Source organism: Halorubrum sp. 2020YC2, from assembly GCF_018623055.1.
GTDB lineage: Archaea > Halobacteriota > Halobacteria > Halobacteriales > Haloferacaceae > Halorubrum.
Window position 1 is genome coordinate 2,480,896 of record NZ_CP076019.1, and the last position, 18,672, is coordinate 2,499,567.

At 70.4% G+C, this 18,672-nt stretch carries 16 protein-coding genes and 1 tRNA gene; 9 read left to right on the forward strand and 8 right to left on the reverse strand.

Going from position 1 to position 18,672, the window contains the following annotated elements; all coding sequences use genetic code 11:
* Nucleotides 1-215: 215 nt before the first annotated feature.
* Nucleotides 216-506 (reverse strand): translation initiation factor eIF-1A, encoded by a 291-nt coding sequence (eif1A, locus tag KI388_RS12500; RefSeq protein ID WP_092919915.1) that lies wholly within the window; start codon nt 504-506, stop codon nt 216-218.
* 118 nt (nt 507-624) lie between these two features.
* Here eif1A and KI388_RS12505 point away from each other — a divergent pair, with 118 nt between their 5' ends.
* On the forward strand, nt 625-804 hold the full coding sequence (locus KI388_RS12505) for a hypothetical protein (protein ID WP_215086937.1): 180 nt from the start codon (nt 625-627) through the stop codon (nt 802-804).
* Nucleotides 805-894: 90 nt separating this feature from the next.
* Nucleotides 895-1,140, forward strand: coding sequence for a hypothetical protein (locus KI388_RS12510; protein ID WP_215086938.1), 246 nt, complete (start codon nt 895-897; stop codon nt 1,138-1,140).
* 17 nt (nt 1,141-1,157) lie between these two features.
* On the opposite strand, the gene KI388_RS12515 is transcribed toward KI388_RS12510, so the two are convergent.
* On the reverse strand, nt 1,158-2,876 hold the full coding sequence (locus KI388_RS12515; protein ID WP_215086939.1) for a cryptochrome/photolyase family protein: 1,719 nt from the start codon (nt 2,874-2,876) through the stop codon (nt 1,158-1,160).
* Between the two features lie 140 nt (nt 2,877-3,016).
* Between KI388_RS12515 and KI388_RS12520 the strand changes: the two genes are divergently transcribed.
* The gene (locus KI388_RS12520; RefSeq protein ID WP_215086940.1) at nt 3,017-3,214 is read left to right on the forward strand and encodes a hypothetical protein; all 198 of its coding nucleotides are present in this window, start codon (nt 3,017-3,019) and stop codon (nt 3,212-3,214) included.
* 71 nt (nt 3,215-3,285) lie between these two features.
* On the opposite strand, the gene KI388_RS12525 is transcribed toward KI388_RS12520, so the two are convergent.
* The 3 genes from KI388_RS12525 to KI388_RS12535 all read right to left on the reverse strand — a co-directional run bounded on the left by KI388_RS12525 (nt 3,286) and on the right by KI388_RS12535 (nt 9,694).
* Nucleotides 3,286-4,800 (reverse strand): PGF-CTERM sorting domain-containing protein, encoded by a 1,515-nt coding sequence (locus KI388_RS12525; protein ID WP_215086941.1) that lies wholly within the window; start codon nt 4,798-4,800, stop codon nt 3,286-3,288.
* 9 nt (nt 4,801-4,809) lie between these two features.
* Nucleotides 4,810-8,082 (reverse strand): right-handed parallel beta-helix repeat-containing protein, encoded by a 3,273-nt coding sequence (locus KI388_RS12530; RefSeq protein WP_215086942.1) that lies wholly within the window; start codon nt 8,080-8,082, stop codon nt 4,810-4,812.
* A 655-nt stretch (nt 8,083-8,737) separates the two neighbouring features.
* Nucleotides 8,738-9,694, reverse strand: a complete 957-nt coding sequence (locus tag KI388_RS12535) for a helix-turn-helix domain-containing protein (protein WP_215086943.1) — start codon at nt 9,692-9,694, stop codon at nt 8,738-8,740.
* Between the two features lie 362 nt (nt 9,695-10,056).
* Between KI388_RS12535 and KI388_RS12540 the strand changes: the two genes are divergently transcribed.
* Together KI388_RS12540 and KI388_RS12545 are read left to right on the forward strand one after the other, a co-directional pair.
* A complete protein-coding gene (locus tag KI388_RS12540) occupies nt 10,057-11,034 on the forward strand; it encodes an aldo/keto reductase (RefSeq protein ID WP_215086944.1) in 978 nt (325 codons plus the stop codon).
* A gap of 99 nt (nt 11,035-11,133) precedes the next feature.
* Nucleotides 11,134-11,571 carry a hypothetical protein gene (locus KI388_RS12545; protein ID WP_215086945.1) on the forward strand — a complete coding sequence of 146 codons (438 nt, stop codon included), beginning with the start codon at nt 11,134-11,136 and terminating at the stop codon, nt 11,569-11,571.
* 651 nt (nt 11,572-12,222) lie between these two features.
* On the opposite strand, the gene KI388_RS12550 is transcribed toward KI388_RS12545, so the two are convergent.
* A tRNA-Leu gene (locus tag KI388_RS12550) sits at nt 12,223-12,306 on the reverse strand.
* A gap of 55 nt (nt 12,307-12,361) precedes the next feature.
* Nucleotides 12,362-13,243, reverse strand: a complete 882-nt coding sequence (locus KI388_RS12555; RefSeq protein WP_215086946.1) for an EamA family transporter — start codon at nt 13,241-13,243, stop codon at nt 12,362-12,364.
* Between the two features lie 86 nt (nt 13,244-13,329).
* Here KI388_RS12555 and KI388_RS12560 point away from each other — a divergent pair, with 86 nt between their 5' ends.
* Together KI388_RS12560 and KI388_RS12565 are read left to right on the forward strand one after the other, a co-directional pair.
* A complete protein-coding gene (locus tag KI388_RS12560; RefSeq protein ID WP_215086947.1) occupies nt 13,330-13,893 on the forward strand; it encodes a DUF309 domain-containing protein in 564 nt (187 codons plus the stop codon).
* Nucleotides 13,894-13,946: 53 nt separating this feature from the next.
* On the forward strand, nt 13,947-14,750 hold the full coding sequence (locus KI388_RS12565; protein WP_215086948.1) for a succinylglutamate desuccinylase/aspartoacylase family protein: 804 nt from the start codon (nt 13,947-13,949) through the stop codon (nt 14,748-14,750).
* A gap of 48 nt (nt 14,751-14,798) precedes the next feature.
* Here the strand turns inward: KI388_RS12565 and KI388_RS12570 are convergent, their stop codons facing one another.
* Complete coding sequence (locus KI388_RS12570) at nt 14,799-15,179, reverse strand: cupin domain-containing protein (RefSeq protein WP_215086949.1); 381 nt, start codon at nt 15,177-15,179, stop codon at nt 14,799-14,801.
* A gap of 84 nt (nt 15,180-15,263) precedes the next feature.
* Here KI388_RS12570 and KI388_RS12575 point away from each other — a divergent pair, with 84 nt between their 5' ends.
* Complete coding sequence (locus tag KI388_RS12575) at nt 15,264-16,448, forward strand: CBS domain-containing protein (protein WP_215086950.1); 1,185 nt, start codon at nt 15,264-15,266, stop codon at nt 16,446-16,448.
* A 94-nt stretch (nt 16,449-16,542) separates the two neighbouring features.
* On the forward strand, nt 16,543-18,594 hold the full coding sequence (locus KI388_RS12580; protein WP_215086951.1) for a DUF460 domain-containing protein: 2,052 nt from the start codon (nt 16,543-16,545) through the stop codon (nt 18,592-18,594).
* Nucleotides 18,595-18,672 lie beyond the last annotated feature (78 nt).

The following is an 18,672-nucleotide window of genomic DNA, read 5'->3' on the forward strand; positions in this document are numbered from 1 at the left end:
CAGGGAGCGAACGGAGTGAGCGACTGAGGACCGCAGCGAGCGTGCGCCCGCCTCGCGGCTGGGGCTTTGGAGGTGTTCGCCGTCAATCCGCGATCATCCACGCACAGCCTCGCGACTGAGGCTTTGGAGGCGTTCGCTGTCGATCTACAGTCGGATGTTTATAATCGAGCGGCCGAAAATTCGACGATGTTCGCCGTCGATCCACGCGAAACGACCTACTGCAGGTGGCCTTCCTCGCGGAGCTGTTCCGCCTCGCTCTTCTCGTAGCGCCACGAGATGTCGGCCTTCTCGTCCTGCCAGTCCCACGGCTCGACGAGGACGATGTCGTCTTCGCGGATCCACACCCGTTTCTGCATCCGGCCGGGGATGCGCGCGGTTCGCTGTTTCCCGTCCGCACAGCGGACTTTGACGCGGTTCGCGCCGAGCATCTCGAGGACCTCCGCGAACACCTCGTCGTCGTCGGGCATCCGGAGGTCGTTCCGACCGCCGCCGTCTCCGTTGCTCATGCGTACGCGGTGATACGCGCTCGCGGAAATAAAAGGGCCGCTCTCCGCCGGCGCGTGGCGCTCTCCGCCGCCGGCGATATCCTCCCGTTTTAACCCCGCTCGCCGGCGACCAGACGACATGCGTGACACGCTCGGTCTCGAAGGCATCGCCGGGGTTCTCGTCGTCTTCGTCGCGGCCGGTATCATCGCCGTCCGTGACCCCGTCATCGCGGGCGCCGTACTGCTCCTCCTCGGCGGCCTCGCGCTGATCGCGAAGGGGCTCGTCGACACCGCCATGCGCTCGTTCGGGCTGAAGTGAGCCGAGCGCGGCGGCCACCGCTCTGTGAGTCGACCGCGCCGGCCACCGCGCTCTCGAAAGACTCATAATCGCCGCCCGTTCCCCTCGGGTATGGTCGAAGTACCCGCCGTCGCGGTCGAACTCGTCGAGCTCCTCGCCGTCACCGTCGGCGCCGGCGCGGCCGCCGCGGTCGGCGTCGTCTTAGAGCAGTTCGGGCTCTCCGCGGTCTCGGGCGGCGACCTCGTGCTCGGCGCCTGGGCCGTCGGCATGGGGCTCGTCGCGCTGTACGCGGGGCTCGTCGGACTCGGCTACGAACAGGCGCTCCCGCGCCTGCGCCGGCTCGCGAGCGGCGAATAGCAGCCGCGGCTTCAGCCCTATAGCTCCCCGTCGGCCGCGAGCTCTCGGACCCGGGCCGCGCGCTCGCGGATCGACTCCCACTCCGCGTCGTCCTTGTTGTCGACGTGCGAGTACATCAGGCCCATCCGGCCGGTCCCCCGCAGCGTCTCCTCGTTCTCCTTTAAGAAGTCCCAGTAGAGCGCGTTGAACGGGCAGGCGCCCTCGCCGGTGGTCCGCGAGACGGCGTACTGGCAGTCGGCGCAGTGGTCGCTCATGCGGTTGACGTAGTTCCCGGAGGAGGCGTACGGCTTCGAGGAGAGCACGTCGGTGCCGAACGACCCCATCGCGACGACGTTCGGCGTCGTCACCCAGTGGTAGGCGTCGACGAAGCCGAGGTGGAACCACTCGTTCAACTCCGCCGGGTCGGCGCCGTACACGAGCGCGAAGTTCGACAGCACCATCAGCCGCTCGATGTGGTGGGCGTAGCCGAACTCCCGGACGTGGCCGACCGCCTCCGAGAGACACCGCATGTCCGTCTCGCCGTCCCAGTAGGCCGGGGGGAGCTCCCGCTGTTGGTCCAACTGATTCGCGTCCGCGAGCTCCGGCATCGCCTCGCGATACACGTGGCGCATGAACTCCCGCCAGCCGATCACCTGCCTGACGAACCCCTCGACGGCGTTGAGCGGCACCGGGGCCGGCTCGCCGCTCTCGGCCGCGCTGCCCCCGGTCGCTCCGTCCTCGCTGTCCGCCGCGTCCCCGCCGAACTCGTCGAGCGACGTCGTCGTCCCGCCCCCGTCGCCGTGGTCGTCCGGGTCGTACGCGCCGGGCTCGACGCCGCGCTCCGCGTAGGCGCGCTCGACCGCCCGCACGGGTTCGCGCGGGTCGAGCAGCCCGAGGTTGATCGCCGGCGAGAGCAGCGAGTGCGAGAGGAACGGCTCGCCCCCGACCATCGCGTCCTCGTACCGCCCGAACGCGGGCAACCCGTCTCGGACGAACCGGTCGAGCGCCTCGCGGGCCTCCTCCCGAGTGACTGCCCACCCGAACTCGTCGAGCGAGTCGTTCCCCCACGTGTCGAACCGCTCGCGGACCCACGCGTGCGTCTCGCGGGTCAGCTCGTCCGGTTCGAACGTCGGCCGCCCCGGCGGCGTCCAGTCGTCCGGCGGCGTCTCCTGGTTCAGGTCGTCGTAGTTCCACTCCCCGCCGACCGGGTCGCCGTCGTCCATCAGCACGTCGGCCTCACGGCGGACGTGCCGGTACCAGTTCTCCTGTCGGAAGGTCCGCTCCGCCGCCCCGTCCTCGCCGATCGCGGCCTCCCCGTCGCCGGCCCACTCACGCCAGTCCGCCGGCGTCGTCCAGAACAGCTCGTTGTCGACGAGTTCGAGCGTGCCGCCGCGCTCGGCGACCAGCTCGCGGAGCCGCTCGCCGGCGCCGTGGCTCGCGGGCCGCATGAGCCGGAGGTGCGGGCCGCTGTCGTCGTCGCCGCCGTCCGCCTCGGGACGACGGCCGGCGAAGAACTCGTCGAGCCCCTCGCCGAACGAATCGGCCCGCACGTACGTCACGTCGTGGCCGCGCTCGCGGAGGTCGTCGCGGAAGTGCCGCATCGCCGAGAACACGAGCGTCAGCTTGTGGGCGTGGTACGGCTTCCGGTCGGCGAACCCGTGGGCCTCGATCAGCAGTACGTCGTCGGCCGCGTCGAGCACGTCGAGGTCGGGGTTGAGCTGGTCGCCGAGCAGCCAGCAGGTGGTCCGGTCGCTCACGAAACGATCAACGGTCCCGACTCTCATAGCTCCGGCGGCGTCGACGCGGCCGCGGCGGTCCCGGGTCGTCCGCGCCTCCGCGCTGCCCCCGGATCCGCGTCATCCGCGGCTTTTTCTCGGCCCGTCGTGTCGAGCGACCCATGGACGACATTCTCACGAACTGGCTGCTCGGGCTGATCGCCGCCCTCCTCGCCGTCCTCGTGCTCGACTCGACCGGAGAGTCCTTCCTCGCGCCGCTCTCCCCGGTCGCGAACGTGCTCGCGCTCGTGACGTTCCTCGCGTTCATCCTCCTCACCGACGCGTTCCTCGTGTACACCGCGTCGTTCCGGGACCTCTAGCGCGCGCTCTCGCGGGTCGCATTTAGTCGGGTGAAAAAAGAAAAAGCGGCTGTTCGGACCGCTCGCGCGCGTCAGCGACGGCGCGCGAGCAGCGCGGCACCGAGCAGCGCGAGCAGCGCGACGACCGGGCCGAACCCGGGCGCCTGCTCTTCGAGCGCCGTGCCGCCGTCGCTCTCGGCGTCGCCGCCCTCGGTACCGTCGCCTTCGGTGTCGGCGGCCGCGTCGCCCTCGACGACCGAGACGGTGCCGGCGTCGACGCCGTCGACGGCGAACGAGTACTCGCCCGCCTCGTCGACCGGCGTCGAGAACAGCACCTCGACCGACTCGCCGCCGGGCACCGTCACCCGCTGGTCGGTCCGCTCCTCGTCGTCGACGAGCAGCGAGACGGTCGCCTCGCCGTCCGCGTCGCCGTCGTTCGTCACGGTCGCGGTCACCTCGACGACCTCGCCCGCGGTGACTTCCTCGGCGGCGACGGCCGCCTCCGTCACCCCGACGTCCGCGGTTGCGACGCCGACCGCGAACGGCGAGAACGCGTCGATCTGGGCGACGAACTCGTAGCTCTCGCCCTCGGTCGAGACCGCTTCGGTGTCGAGCCGCTCCCACCCGTCCGCGTAGTGGTACAGCCCCACCTCATCCGCGGACGCGTTCTCCGGGAGCGACGACGGATCGACCGTGAATCTCAGCGTCGCGGACCGGATCCGGTCGGTGCCGACCGGCTCCACGTCGAGGTAGCCGACCGGCTCGGCGCCGTCCAGCGCGGACGCGCCTTCGGTCGGCCGCTCCGCGACGTTCGTCACCTCGATCCGGTAATCCTCCGGTTCGAGCCGGTGATCGACGGTCATCGACCGGAGCGAGACGCCGGTGCCGGAGGCGGCGCCGTCGATATCGAGGTCGACCGCGTCGTTGCCCGGCACGTCCTCGATCCGGAGCGTTGCGCCGTCGTCGACCGAGATGACGTCGAGGCTCGGACCGTCGGACGCGGAGCCACCGGCCTGTCCGCCGCCGCCGCCTCCGCCGCCCCCGCCGCTCGGCGCGCCGGAGGAACCGCCGTCGCTACCGTCGCTGCTATCGCTACCGTCGCTACCGTCGCCGCCGTCGCTACCGTCGCTGCTATCGCTACCGTCGCTACCGTCGCCGCCGTCGCCGCCGTCGCTACCGTCGCTGCCGTCGCCGCCGTCGCTGCCGTCGCCGCCGTCGGGATCGTCTCCGAGCGACGAGAACGTCAGGTCGACTTCGACGGCCTCGCCCGGCGTACACGTCGCGGTCTGGTCGGCGGTCTCGCCGCCGGCGAGCTGGAACTCGACGGTGCCGCTTCCGTCGCCGTCGGCGCACTGGACGGTGAGCCGCTCAGCGAGCGGGTCCGACCCACCATACTGACCGTCACCGTCGACCGTGGTCTCGTCCACGACTTCACCGTCGAGGACGGCCTGAACCGTCGTGCCTTCTGGCGCTGGCTCACCGTCGACCGCGGCGGACCCGTAGAACTCGGTCGGCGGATCCGGCTGCGCGGCCGCCGGACCGGCGGCGGCCAGCGGCGCGAGCAGGACCACGGCGACGACGAGCAGCGTTCTGGTGGTGTTTCTCATGTGCGTTCGTTACTCGATTTCGTCCTCGGTCTCGTCCGTCTCGAGCGTCTGGATCTCCTCGTACGCGGTGGCGCCGCTGTCGGGCAGCGTACCGGTGACCGTCGGGTCCTCGGTGCCGGCGTCGACGCTCACCCAGTACCCGGTGTACGGGCTCACGATCTGGTCGCCGGGCTCGTCACCCAGGACGCTGAACGAGGGCGCCTGTCCGGAGGCGTCCTCGGTGCTCTCGAACCACAGCGGCTCGCCGTTCCGCGTGGCCGTCGCGTCGTCCACGAAGTCCGGCTGGTCGGCCGCGTTGCCGTAGAGGTGGTTCACCTGCGTCTCCTCGCCGTTGAGGACGCTGGAGAACCCGGTGCTCACCGTGGTCTTCTTCGGCGCGCCGACGAGGTTCCAGCCCTCTTCGAGCTGCTTCTCGCCGGGGGCCGCGGTCCCGTCGGACGGGTACTCGAACGCGACCGTCGCGTCCTCGTCGAGGTCGGTCACGACGAACGCGTCGAGCGCGCCGATCGACTCGTTGGCCATGTCGCCGCCGGGGACGAACTCGTCCTCGGAGGCGTCGTACGCGAACACCGAGGCGCCCGCGGGCAGGTCGGAGAAGACCTCACCGACCGTGCCCTCGACCGCCGCCGGGAAGGCGACGACCTGCGGGTCGGTCGTGTCCGGCGTGGCCTCGAGCGTCAGTTCGTGGCCGAACTTCTGCGTGTTCTCCGGTTCCTGAACGCTGACGTCCGACTGCGAGACCGTCAGGAACGGGTCGTAGAGCACGTCGCCCTCGAAGGCGGCGCTCTCGTCGACGTCCGTGTGCGAGACGTTCGCGTCGGTGTCGTAGTAGTTGAACAGCGCCTCGACGGTGGTCGGCCCGTCGTTGGCGACGTCGACGGCCTCCTCGTCGAGGAGGTCGTTGTACGTCGCGTACGGCGGCTGTTCGGCGTCGAACGCCTCGAAGTGGATGCCGGTGTCGTACGCGTCGAGCACGTTGCGCTCGACGTCGACCGGCTCGTCGGTGCCGCTCGCGTTGACGGCGATGCCGGTGCCGACGTCGCTGACGTCGTTGTCCGTCACGCTCGCGTCGACGTCGACGGCACCGATATCGATCCCGTCGCTGGCGTTCTCGACGCCGTTCGACTCGACCATCGCCGTCAGGGCGGTGTCGACCGCGACGGCCTGCTCGTCGATCTCGCTGACGTCGTTCGAGGCGACGCTCACGTCGGCCGCCTCGGTGACGCCGATACCGGAGTCGGCGTCGCTGACGTCGTTGTCCGCGACGTCGGCGTCGGCGACGCCCGTCGCGGTGAGGGCGGCGCCGACGCCGCTGATGTCGTTGCTCTCCGCGGTCACGTTACCGGCGTCCGAGACGGAGAAGCCGTCCCCGTCGTGGTCCGAGATCGTGTTGGACGCGGCGTCGACGTCCGCGACGTCCGTCACGGTGAGGCCCGTGCCGGCGTCGGTGACGTCGTTGCTCTCCGCGGTGACGTCACCGGCGTTCGTGACGGACAGGCCGTCCTCGAGGTGGTCCGAGATCGTGTTCGACCCGGCGGTGACGTCGCCCGCCCCGGTGACGACCACGCCGTACACCTCGTTGCTCTCGACGAGGTTGTCGGACACGTCGAGCGCCCCGACGTCGGTGACGGAGATGCCGTACTCGAACGTCTCCTGAGCCGGGTCCTCGTTGTTCGTCACGTCGTTGCCGGTCACCGTCGTCGCGCCGTCCGCGACGGCCTCGACGACGATCCCGTCGTCCTCGTTCGCGTCGACGAGGTTGTCGGTCACGTCGAGCGCGCCGGTGACGTTGCTCACGTCGACCCCGTCGTCGTTGTCGGTCACGTCGTTGCCGGAGACCGCGAGGCCGCCGGCGACGTCGGTCGCGCCGATCCCGCCGCTGCTGCCGTCGACGAGGTTGTCCTCGACGGTCGCGCCCGCGCCGATCGCGGACAGGCTGATGCCGCCGCCGTCGTTCGCGATCACGTCGTTCGCGGCGACGAGCACGTCGCTCGACTCGGCGACCGAGACGCCGGCGCCGACGTCGTCAGTCGCGTCGATCGTGTTAGACTCAACGGTCGCGGTCTCGGCGCCCGTGACGGAGACGCCCTCGCTGTTGCTGTCGAGGATGTCGTTGCCGCTCACGGTGACGTCGGAGCCGCCGTCGGTGATGACGCCGCCGAGGTTGTCCTCGATCAGGTTGTTCGTGACGTCAAGGTCGGCGACCGCGCCGGCGTTGACGCCCCACCCGCCGCTGTTGGTGACGTCGTTGTTGTCGATCGTCACGTCGGCGGAGCTGCCGAGAACGGCGATGCCGCTCTCGTCGGCCCCGTCGATATCGTTGTTCGTCACCGAGACGCCGTCGCCGACGAGGTAGAGCCCGTCGGTGAAGCCGGACGACGTGAGGTCGTTGTTCAGGACCTCGTTGTCGTCGCCGGCGACCGCGACGTCGTAGGCGCCCGTCCCCGCGGACGGGAAGTCGTTGTTCTCGACCGTCGCGTCGTCGCTCTCAAGGTGGAGCGAGATGCCGGTCTCGCCGTCGGCGGAGCCGGACGGCGTCTCCGTCGTGAACGTGTTGTCCGCGACGGTGTACCCCTCGGGCTGCTCGCCCTCGGAGACCGGGCCGCCGGCGATGAACGCGAGCGCCTCCGCGCTCGCGCCGGGCGCGACGGTGAACGTGTTGTCGGTCAGCGTGTTCCCGTCGTCGGGCTCGCCCATCGACATCGGCACCGCGTCGAAGCCGGTCCCGCCGTCGCCGGCGACGACGATGTTGTGCTGGAAGTCGAGGTTCTTGACGTTCTCCGTCCCGGAGCTACCGGAGAGGAGTACGCCGGCCTCGCCGCCGCCCACGATCGTCATGTGGGTGACGGTGAGGCCGTCGGTCTGGACGTCGAGCGCGGGCTCGTCGGGGTTCTCGGCCTCGAGCCGCACTCCGTCGGTCTGGTCCTCGCCTTCGCTCTGACCGATCAGGTCGACGTTGGTGTCAACGACGACGTTCTCCGTGTAGTCACCCTCTCTGACGTACACGGTGAAGGCGGACTCGGCCTCCTCTAAGGCCGGTCCGAGCTCGTTGAATATCTGGTCCGATTCATTTACCTCCCCCTCCTCGAAGTCGTCGTCGACGAGGATCTCGTCGCTCGAGAGATCGTCCTCGTCGGAGGGGAAGTCGCCTGCGTGATCCGCCGCTGCGGGGCCGGCTGCGACCCCGGCCACGGCGACCATCGATACGACCATCGCCAGGGCCATCAGTACGGCCCCGGCGGACTGCCGAACGCTTCCACCGTCCGTGTCTGTCGAATACATAGTTGGCTGTGACGCCGTCGTAGTGTAGAATAATAGAACATATTAGTGCGTTTACCGTACATCTGTCTCCGCTGTCGATATCGGACCTGACGAACGCGAACGGTGACCGCACGACCGACGCGAATCGCATCTTCTCGAATTGCGAACACGAGTAGCTCATCGCACGCTCGTTCGTAGTGCGCTTCGCGCGGTCGACGCAGTTAGACTCACCGCGAATCTGTGCGAACCTCGCACAAATTCGCAGACCGAATTGGTTCGCTGTTCGCACTCGTTCGGCGTCGACCCAGTACGCCGATTTCCGACGCTGCGTCGCCGCGTCCGACCCGGCGGACGAGACGCGGCGGCGGTTCGACACCTCCGTTTCGGCGCGGGCGTCGGTGAGTCGACCGCGACCGCTCGGGGGTTCGCCTCGACCGTCGGTCCGACCGAGCGACTCACCGCGGCGGTTCGTCGGGCCGGACTGCGGCCCGCCGCCCTCTCGGCGTCCGGGCCGTCGCCCGACCGGTTGCGCCGCTCGGACTCGGAATCCTAGCGCTCGCGCCCCCGGGCGCACGGGCCGCATTCTGTCACGTCTCCGCCATCGTGTGCGACGCACACGAGTGCGCGCACCGCTCGCGGACCGCTGAAAAAGACCGAATCCGCCGCCAGAGTCCGTTCAGCCCGAATTTTCGACCGTGTGCGCGCGCTGCTCGAACCGCTCGAACCGGTCGTCCACCCACGCCCGCACGTCGTCGTCGATGTCGAACCGCAACAGCACCCGGATAAGGTTGTCCCCGTCCGTGGTCCCGAGCTGGACCGCGTCCCCGGCGTCACCGACGTAGTACGGCAGCGCGCCGTCGTACTCTAACACCGTACAGCGACGGCAGACGTCCGCGAACAGCTCCGCGTACCGACCGGTCGACCGCAGCCGGTCGACCGCCGTCGCCTCCAAGACGATTTCGACCTCGCCGCCGTCGGTTCGACCCGTCCGTCGGCACGCTTCCAGGATCTGTCGGTTCACGGTCGGTAGCGCCGCGCGGACCGTCGTCGCGCGCCGGACGAGCGCGACCTGTTCCTCCACCGGCGCGTACGGGTTCGTCGAGTCGGCGGCCGTGATGTCCGCGCGCTCGAAGTGCCGCAGGTCGAGCCCGAGCCGCTCGGTGTCGAGCCAGCGGAGCGCCGGCCGCAACTCGACCGCCAGCGAGGTGCTCTCGGTGAGCGCGATCAGGTCGTCCGCGATCATCCGACCGCAGTCCGTGATGTCGTACCCGTCCGGAGCGTCTTCGATCCACCCGTGTTCGATCAGGGCGTTCAGGTTCCGCGTCACGGTCGTGCGAACCCCGTCGACCAACTCGCGCAGCTCCCGCTTCTCGACCGGCCCCCGCCGCTGGAGGCAGCGGAGCACCCGGACCCGCACCGGCGACCGGGTGAGGAACGCGATCTCGTCTATCGCGTCGTCCGTCACGGAGCCGCTCCCGTCGCCCTCCGTCGCCGGTGCGCCCCCGCCGCTCTCGGCCGCGGGAGGCCGGCTCACGTCGGCCCCGGTCGGGTCGCTCCGACCGAACGACTCGTCTCCGTCCGTCCGGCCGCCAGCCGCCGCGTCGATCCCACTAGAGTCCCCGTCGTCGCTCATTCGCCCGTTGGCCCCCCGTCTCTCGACGTCGCCTCGTTCGTTGCCCGGTCCGTCGGCGGACGCTCACTCAGCCCGCCGCTTCGAGCGTCGTCGCCGTCCGCCCGCGCTCGGTTGCTTCGGCACACCTGTTAGACAACCAACCGTCTCGCCCCGAGGGTATGGTTATACGCTCCTCGTTCGGCTTCAGGCGGTAGTTGAACCGAGCACCGGGGGTTCTCGACCGACAGCGACCGGTGCTCGTCCCCCGCTCGCCTCGGCATCGAGGAGGGCTTGACCCGTCGTCTCGGAACGGACCGCCGCGGGTCGGTCCGCGGCCGGGAACCGACAACGGGATTTTTACACCGCCTCGTCGTGGCCGGCGTATGGAGTACACGACCCTCGGGAACACCGGTACGACCGTCTCGAAGATCTGTCTCGGCTGCATGAGCTTCGGGGACCCCGACTGGCGCGAGTGGGTCCTCGACGAGGCGGAGGGGAAAGAGCTGGTCGAGCGCGCGATCGAACTCGGCGTGAACTTCTTCGACACCGCCAACATGTACTCGGACGGCGCGAGCGAGCGCGTGCTCGGGGAGGCGCTCGACGGGTACGACCGCGACGAGTTCGTCGTGGCCACGAAGGGGTACTTCCAGATGGACGAGTCGAACCCGAACTCCGGCGGGCTCTCGCGGAAGGCGATCGAACAGGAGCTTGAAAACTCCCTCGACCGGCTCGGCACCGACACGATCGACCTCTATCAGATCCACCGGTGGGACGACGAGACGCCGATCGAGGAGACGCTGGCCGCGCTCGACGACGCCGTGCGGCGCGGCGACGTGCGGTACGTCGGCGCCTCCTCGATGTGGGCCCACCAGTTCGCGGCGGCGCTTCACACCAGCGACCGGGAGGGGTACGAGCGGTTCGCGACGATGCAGAACCACTACAACCTCGCGTACCGAGAGGAGGAGCGTGAGACCCTCCCGCTCTGCGAGAAGGAGAACGTCGGCGTGATGCCGTGGAGCCCCCTCGCGCGCGGGTACCTAGCGCGCCCGCACGAGGAGGTGGACGCGACGCTCCGCGGCGAGACCGAAGAGCACCTCTACGCGCACCCGTACCGCGAGGGCGGCGGGCGCGAGATCAACGAGCGGGTCGAGGAGCTCGCGGCCGAAAAGGGCGTGAAGATGGCCCAGATCGCGCTCTCGTGGCTGTTCCACAAAGACCGGGTCGACGCGCCGATCGTCGGGACGACGAGCGTCGAACACCTCGAGGACGCGGTCGAGGCGCTCGACATCGACCTCTCGGACTCCGACGTCGAGTGGCTCGAAGCACCATACGAGCCGGTCCGCGTCTCCGGCCACGAGTGAGGTGCCGAGGCGACCGCGGCGCGCTCGCCTCCGACTTATAAACACACCGTCGCGGGCGTCACGACAACCCTTTTCGGCGGCGCCGCCGAACCGTAGCCCATGGCAGACGACGACGCCACAGACCCCGAGAACGGCGAGGCCGGCGAACAGGGCGACGCCGCCGACGGCGACGGCGAGGAGAAGTCCTTCCGCGAGCGCGTCGAGGAGATCCGCGAGCGACGCGAGGAGGAGCGCGAGGAGGGCGACCGGCCCGACCCCGAGGAGATGATGGGCGGCGGCGGCCCGCCGGGGATGGGCGGCGGCGGCAACCCCTTCGCGCAGATGATGTCCGGCATGATGGGCGGCGGTGGCGGCCCCGGCGGCGCGGGCGGCCCGCCCGGCATGGGCGGCGGTCCCGGCGCGCAGGGCGAGCAGGGCGGTCGCGGCGACGACGGCGGCAACGAGGAGCTCGTCCGCGAGGTGCGCCAGCTCCGCGACGAGGTCCGCGACGCGACCCGCCAGCTCCAGCGCATCGCGCAGGCGCTCGAAGACGACTGACCCGATACGGGCTCTCTGCGGTTACGGTTTCTTCCCCGTTTTTGATCCGTGACAGCGCTGCGCTCGTCCGCCGACTGGTTGCGGGAGTACGTATATCGAGCCGGTAGTGTAGATATCTATAAGTGGTCGAGTGGCGTTGCTGGCGGCTGTTTGTACGTGATCGACGACGCGGTGAAGACCTCCAAAGCCCCAGCCGCGACGACTCGCGCGGCTTGCTGTCGTTCGAAAGGCGCTCCGCGCCTTTCGTGATGTCGTCAGAACGCGAAGCGTTCTGACTGCTAGCCGGAAATTGAAGATTTCCGGCGATGACGAGACGCCTCCAGCGTCTCGAACCACGCTCCTCAGTCGCTCGTTCCACTCGCTCCCTGCGGTGCTTACTGCGCCGGGCTTCGTCCTCACGGCTGCCCGTTTGAATCCCGCCCCACACCGCAACCGCAGCCTCACGCCTCCCCAGCCTCGTCGCTGGCGGCGCTGCCGCCAGCGACTCCCTCGCGCGTGCTCCTCGCGGCCGCCGATGGCGGCCGCTCGCAGGCACGCGCCACCGCATCGTATATTTATAAATGGCCGTCGCTCGCGGCGTTCGAGTGAAGTTTTGCGAGGGAAGAGCGCTCCGAGAGCGTCTTCCGCATGTACGCGTTGTGGACGCGCTCATGCGAGGGGAGGGATTTGAACCCACGGACCTCTACAGGAGCGGAGCTTGAATCCGCCGCCGTTTCCGGGCTTGGCTACCCTCGCACGCAGTTCGAACGAGGCCCTCGCGGAGATTTAAACCACCGGTTTCCATGCCGCCTCACCCCGCGATCATCGCGACGCCGACGACCGCGAGGACGGCGGCGGCGAGCCGGAGCCGGAAGTGACGCTCGCCGAGCAGCACGCCCCCGAGCACGACCGCGACGATCGCCTGCGTGTTGATCACGGGAGAGGCGACGCTCGCGGGCAGCGCCGCGAACGCGACCGTCGTCAGGTGCTCGCCCAGCGCGACGAGCGCCCCGGCCGCGAGGAACTTCGGCACGTCCCGCCGGGACGCGTCGATCGGGGTCCGGGCCGCGGCGGGGAGCAGCACGACCGCGACGCCGACGAGCAGCAGCGGCACCCACAGCGTCCCGGGGATCGCGAGCTCCTGAAGCGCGACCCGCTTGCCCACGTCCGCGACCGCGTAGCAGGCCGCGCTCGCGAGCGCCAGCTGCGCGGGCCGCGAGCGGGCCGCCCGCGCGAGCGGCGCGAAGAACCCGCCCGGCTCGTAGTTCGCGACGTACACCGCGAGCGTGGTGACGACGACGCCGGCGACCTGAATCGGCGCCAACACCTGCCCGAGCAGCCCGACCTCCAGCGGGAGGACGAACATCGGGACGACCTTGTTGATCGGCGCGACGTACGACACCGCGCCGTCCTCGATGGCGCGCAGGAAGAGGACGAACGCGGCGGCCGTCGCGAGGGCGGTAAGGGCGACCACGGCGAACTGCCGCGGGGCGACGAGGCCGGACAGGCCGGCCGCCGCGTCGTCGAAGCCGACCGTGAGTCCGGTCGCCGCGAGAAACCAGCCGACCGCCGCGGCGTTGATCGCCACCGTCAGCGCCGCGGGCGGGTAGCCGGAGAAGGCGCGCTTCAGGACGAAGAGGTACGCGCCCCAGACGACGGCGGCGGCGAGTGCGAAGAGCAGTCCGGCGTCCATTCGTTCGCCCCGAGCGCGACCGGGGGAAAGAAGGGTTCGATCCGTCCGCGAAACGGTTAGGTCGCTCCCGCGAGAACGGCGGGCACATGGACGACCACACCCGCGACCCCGGCGTCGCCCCGCCCCTCGGGAACCCGACCGGGTGGCACGCGGGCGACCGACCCGACTCGTCCGCAGCGGGCGACGAGGACGGGGCCTCTGGCGGCCCGCCGGACGCGCGCGTGGTCGGCGGCTACTGGGAGCACGCGACGCTCCGGCGCGCGACCGAACACGGCGTGCGGCTGTTCAACGACGGCGCCTACCACGAGAGCCACGACTGTTTCGAGAGCGAGTGGTACAACTACGGGAGCGGCACCGTCGAGAGCGCCTTCCTCCACGGGATGGTCCAGGTCGCGGCCGGGGCGTACAAGCGCGTCGACTTCGAGAACGACGCCGGGATGCGGTCGCTGTTCGAGACGGCCCTCCAGTACCTCGACGGCGTCCCGGGCGACTTCTACGGGGTCGACGTCGACGACGTTCGGGAGACGCTCCGGGCCGCGCTCGACGACCCGAGCGCGGTCGACGACTGGCGGATTTTCCTCGACGACGCCCGTCCGCCGGCGTATCCCGCCGACTACGAGTACGCGGAGCGGGTCGACGAGGGGCACTAAGGGAAGCGCACCAGATCCGAACCCCACTTATCCGCCGCGCGCCTGCGTGTCGTATGGAGATTCACGACCTGGGCGACGGAGAGCCGGAGGTCGCCGTCGTCGGCGCGATCCACGGCGACGAGCCCTGCGGCGCCCGCGCCGTCGAGCGCCTGCTCGACGCCGACCTCGACCCCGAGCGGCCGGTGCGGCTGGTCGTCGCCAACGAGGCGGCGCTCGACGCCGGCGAGCGCTACCTCGACGCCGACCTCAACCGCGCGTTCCCGGGCAACCCCGACGCGGAGGCCCACGAGGTGCGGCTCGCGGCCGACCTGACCGACGCGTTAGAGGGGTGTACGACCCTCGCGATCCACTCGACGCAGTCGTACGCCGAGCCGTTCGCCGTCATCGACTCGATGGACGAGGTGACCCGCGCGGTCGCGCCGCACCTCCCGGTCGACGCCGTGATCCAGACGGACGCGTTCACCGAGGGCCGGCTCATCGAACACCCGCACACCCTCGAGGTGGAGGCCGGGCTTCAGGGCTCGGAGGGCGCGGCCGACAACGCCTACTGGCTCGCCCGCGCGTTCCTCGCCGCGACCGGGGCCATCTCCGCGCCCGGCGCCGACGACGTGCTGGACGCCGGCGGCCGCGAGGACGTCTCGGTGTTCCGGCTCCGCGAGCGGATCCCGAAGCCCGACGCGGAGGCGTACGAGGTGTTCGCGCGCAACTTCGAGCGCGTGGAGTCGGGCGAGCGGTTCGCGGCCGCCGACGGCGAGGCGCTGCTGGCCGACGAGTCGTTCTATCCCGTGTTGCTCTCTCCGAACGGCTACCGCGACCAGTTCGGCTACGTGGCCGACCGCGTCGGCACGCTGGAGTAGTCGGCCCCCTGCTCCCTGACCGCAGTGGCGCGCGGGCGGACCCTCGCCTTACTCGACGAGTTCGATACTGTCGTCCCCGTTCGGTACCGCGCAGATGAACGCGCCGGGCTCGTCGCCCTCGTTGCGGTACCAGTGTTCGACGCCCGAGGGGATCAGGAGGGCGTCGCCGGGCGAGACGGCGTGTTCCTCCTCACCGATCCCGACGACGTACTCGCCGGCGAGGACGTACTGCTCGTGTTCGACCGCGTTGGTGTGGCGCGGGACCTCGGCGCCCGGCGCGAGTTCGAACCGACGCATCGCGAAGTTCGGGGCGCCGTCGGACTCGTCGAGGAGGACGCCCTTCGAGAGCCCGTCGGCGGCCTCAACCGGCTCGTTGGAGACCTCGTCGCCGCGTTTCACGACCGGCTCGGGGCGGTCTGCGTCGCTCATGGGCGCCCCTGACGCGGGCCGGGTACTTAACCGATCACCGTCCTGACCCCGTGACTTAACCGACCACCGATCGAACCCGGTGGCATGCGTGGAATCAAGATCGGGAGCGCGTTCGGGATTCCGATCAGGCTCAACTGGACGTTTCTGCTCGTCTTACCGCTGTTCGCGTACCTCATCGGCGGCGAGGTCGGCACCATCGCCGGAGTGATGAACGAGGTCGCCGGGCTCGGGATCGACACCGCCGCGGTCGCGGCCGGCAACACCCCGTGGATCCTCGGGCTGGCGGCCGCGGTCGGGCTGTTCGTCGGCGTCCTGCTCCACGAGTTCGGCCACTCGCTGGTCGCGATGCGGTACGGCTACGAGATAGAGTCGATCACGCTGTGGCTGCTCGGCGGGCTCGCCAGCTTCACCGAGTTCCCCGAGGACTGGAAACACGAGTTCTGGATCGCGATCGCCGGCCCGCTCGTCAGCGTCGCGGTCGGCGTCGCCTGCTACGGGGTCGTCCTCGTCGGGGCGGGCGGCTCGAACGCCGTCCTCTTCGTGTTCGGCTACCTCGCGCTGCTGAACGTCGTCCTCGCCGTGTTCAACATGCTCCCCGCGTTCCCGATGGACGGCGGCCGGGTCCTCCGGGCGCTGCTCGCGCGGAACCAGCCGCACGCGCAGGCGACCCAGCGGGCCGCCGCCGTGGGGAAGGTGTTCGCGTTCCTGATGGGGGTCATCGGCCTGTTCACCTTCCAACTGCTGCTCATCGTGCTGGCCTTCTTCATCTACATCGCCGCCTCGGGCGAGGCCCAGCAGACGACCCTGAAGGCCGCCTTCGAGGGCGTCACCGTCACGGACATCATGACGCGCCGCGAGGACCTCCACACCGTGACCGAGGACGCCTCCGTGGCCGACCTGATGAGCCGGATGTTCGAGGAGCGCCACACGGGGTACCCCGTCCTCGACGGCGATGAACTCGTCGGGATGGTGACGCTGGAGGACGCCCGGTCGGTCAAAGAGGTGGAGCGCGACGCCTACCGCGTCGAGGACGTGATGGCGACGGACCTCGTCGCCGCCGACCCGAGCGCCGACGCCCTGACCGCGCTCCAGACGATGCAGGAACACGGGGTCGGGCGCCTTCCGGTGGTCGACGCCGAGGGCGAACTCGTCGGGCTCATCTCGCGGTCCGACCTGATGACCGCGTTCAACATCATCCAGACCGGCGGCACCCCGGGCGTCGTCAGCGGCCGGCGGCAGGAGCCGGGCGACGAGCCCGGGATCCTCTAGTTCCGCGTGGGCCCGACGGCGCGGGGCCCTCTCGACCGCGGGAGGCCGCATCCCCGGCGTGGGGTATATACGCGGCAACGACCTACCTCGGTACGTGACAACCCGGACCATCCGCGCCCGCGACCGGCCGGTGTTCGGCGTCGACGTCCACAGCGGCGACGTCCGCGGCGACAGCCCCTCCTACGCGCTCGTCATCCTGGACCCGGTCGACGAGGACGACCCGGACGCGCCGGACGCCGACGGCCCGATGGCTCGGGTCACCCGCGACGTGGTCTCCTTCCGGAAGCTCTGCCGGCTGATCGACGACCGGGAGCCCCTCTACGTCGCCACCGACAACGCCTACGAGCTGGCGGCCGACAAAGGGGAGCTGGTGGGGTTCCTCCGGTCGCTCCCGGACGGCACCAGACTCGTCCAAGTGACCGGCGCGGAGCGCCCGGAGCCGCTCTCGCGGGTCGCCTCCAGACACGGCATTCCGTACGGGAAGAAGCCGATGAAGGAGGCGGAGGCGTCGGCCCGGCTCGCCGCGGCCAACGTCGGCCACGAGGTGACCGCGTTCACCGACGAGACGACGGTGAAGGTGTCCCGCGGCCGCTCGACCGGTAAGGGCGGGTGGAGTCAGGACCGGTACACCCGGCGGATCCACGGCAACGTCCGGAAGCGGACGCGACAGGTCCAGTCGAAGCTGAAGGAGGCGAACCTACCCTTCGAGCGCGACGTGACCGAGAAATACGGCGGCTACGCGAACGCGACGTTCACGGTCGCGGCGCGCCCGGAGGACATCCCCGTCTCGAACTCGCGGGCGGGCGACGTGCGCGTCGAGGTCGAGCGCGAGCGGCGCGACGGCATCGAGTACGAGCCGCTGGTGAAGCGGCGCGACCGCGTCATCGTCGGGATCGACCCCGGCACCACCACCGCGGCCGCCGTGATCGGACTCGACGGCACCGTCCACGCGCTCTACTCCTCGCGGACCGGCGACACCGCCGAGGTGACCGAGTGGATCGTCGAGCAGGGCCGCCCGATCATCGTCGCCGCCGACGTGGAGCCGATGCCGGAGACGGTCGAGAAGTTCCGGCGCTCGTTCGACGCCGCGGGATGGCAGCCCACGACGGACCTCCCGGTCGACGAGAAGCTCCACCGCACCCGCGAGGCGGGCTACGACAACGACCACGAACGCGACGCGCTGGCGGCCGCGCTGTACGCCTTCGACGACCACGAGGACCAGTTCGAGCGGATCGCGGCGAAGACGCCCCCCCGGCTCGATCGCGGAGCGGTGATCGCCGGCGTCGTCGCGGGCGACTCGTCGGTCGAGGCCGTCATCGAGGACCTGAGCGAGGACGACGACGGCGGGGGAGACGGCGAGGGCGACGAGGCCGAGAGCGATCCCACGGAGCCGGAGCGCACGGAGGAGGAGGAGACGATCCACCGGCTCCGCGAGCGCGTCGACCGACTTGAGTCGCACGCCGAGTCGCTCGAAGCCGACCTCGACGAGCGCGACGACCGGATCGCGGAGCTCGAAGGGGAGCTGGAGGAGGCGAAACGCGAGGAGCGGATCGAGGCGCGCACGCGACGGGCGGTCTCGCGGCTGGAGCGCGAGACGGACCGGCTGGAGCGCGAGCGCGACGAGGCCCGCGAGCGCGTCGAGGACCTCGAACGGAAGGTGGAGACGCTGAAGGAGCTGTGGCGGCTCGACCACTCGAACTTCGGTGACGTCGCGGAGGGGCAGGGGCTGGTGAGCGTGAAGGTCGTCGAGCAGTTCACGCTCGACGCGCTCGACGCCGCCGACGAGGCGTACGGGCTCGTCGCCGGCGACGTGGTGTACCTGCGGGACGCTTCGGGGGCCGGGCGACGGACCGCCGAGCGGCTCGCGGAGACGGATCCGCGGGCGGTGGTCCGCGGCGAGGGGAACCTCTCGGACGTGGCCGACGAGGTGCTGTTCGAGCGCTCGGTGCCGGTGGTTCCCGCCGACGCGGTGCCGGTCCGGGAGGTGGACGAACTGGCGGTCGCGAGCGAGGAGGACCTCGCCGCCGCCGTCGACGACTGGGAGGAGCGCGCCGAGGAACGCCGGCGCGACGAGAAGGCCGAGCGGATCGACCGGATCATCTCCGAACACCGGGCGGGGCGGACGCTGCCCGAGACGGAGAAGTGATCGCGGGGCAGAGCGGCCGAGACCGCAGACCGGGAGAGAGCGGTCGAGGGGCGAGCCGGGGGCGCACCACGTGATCCG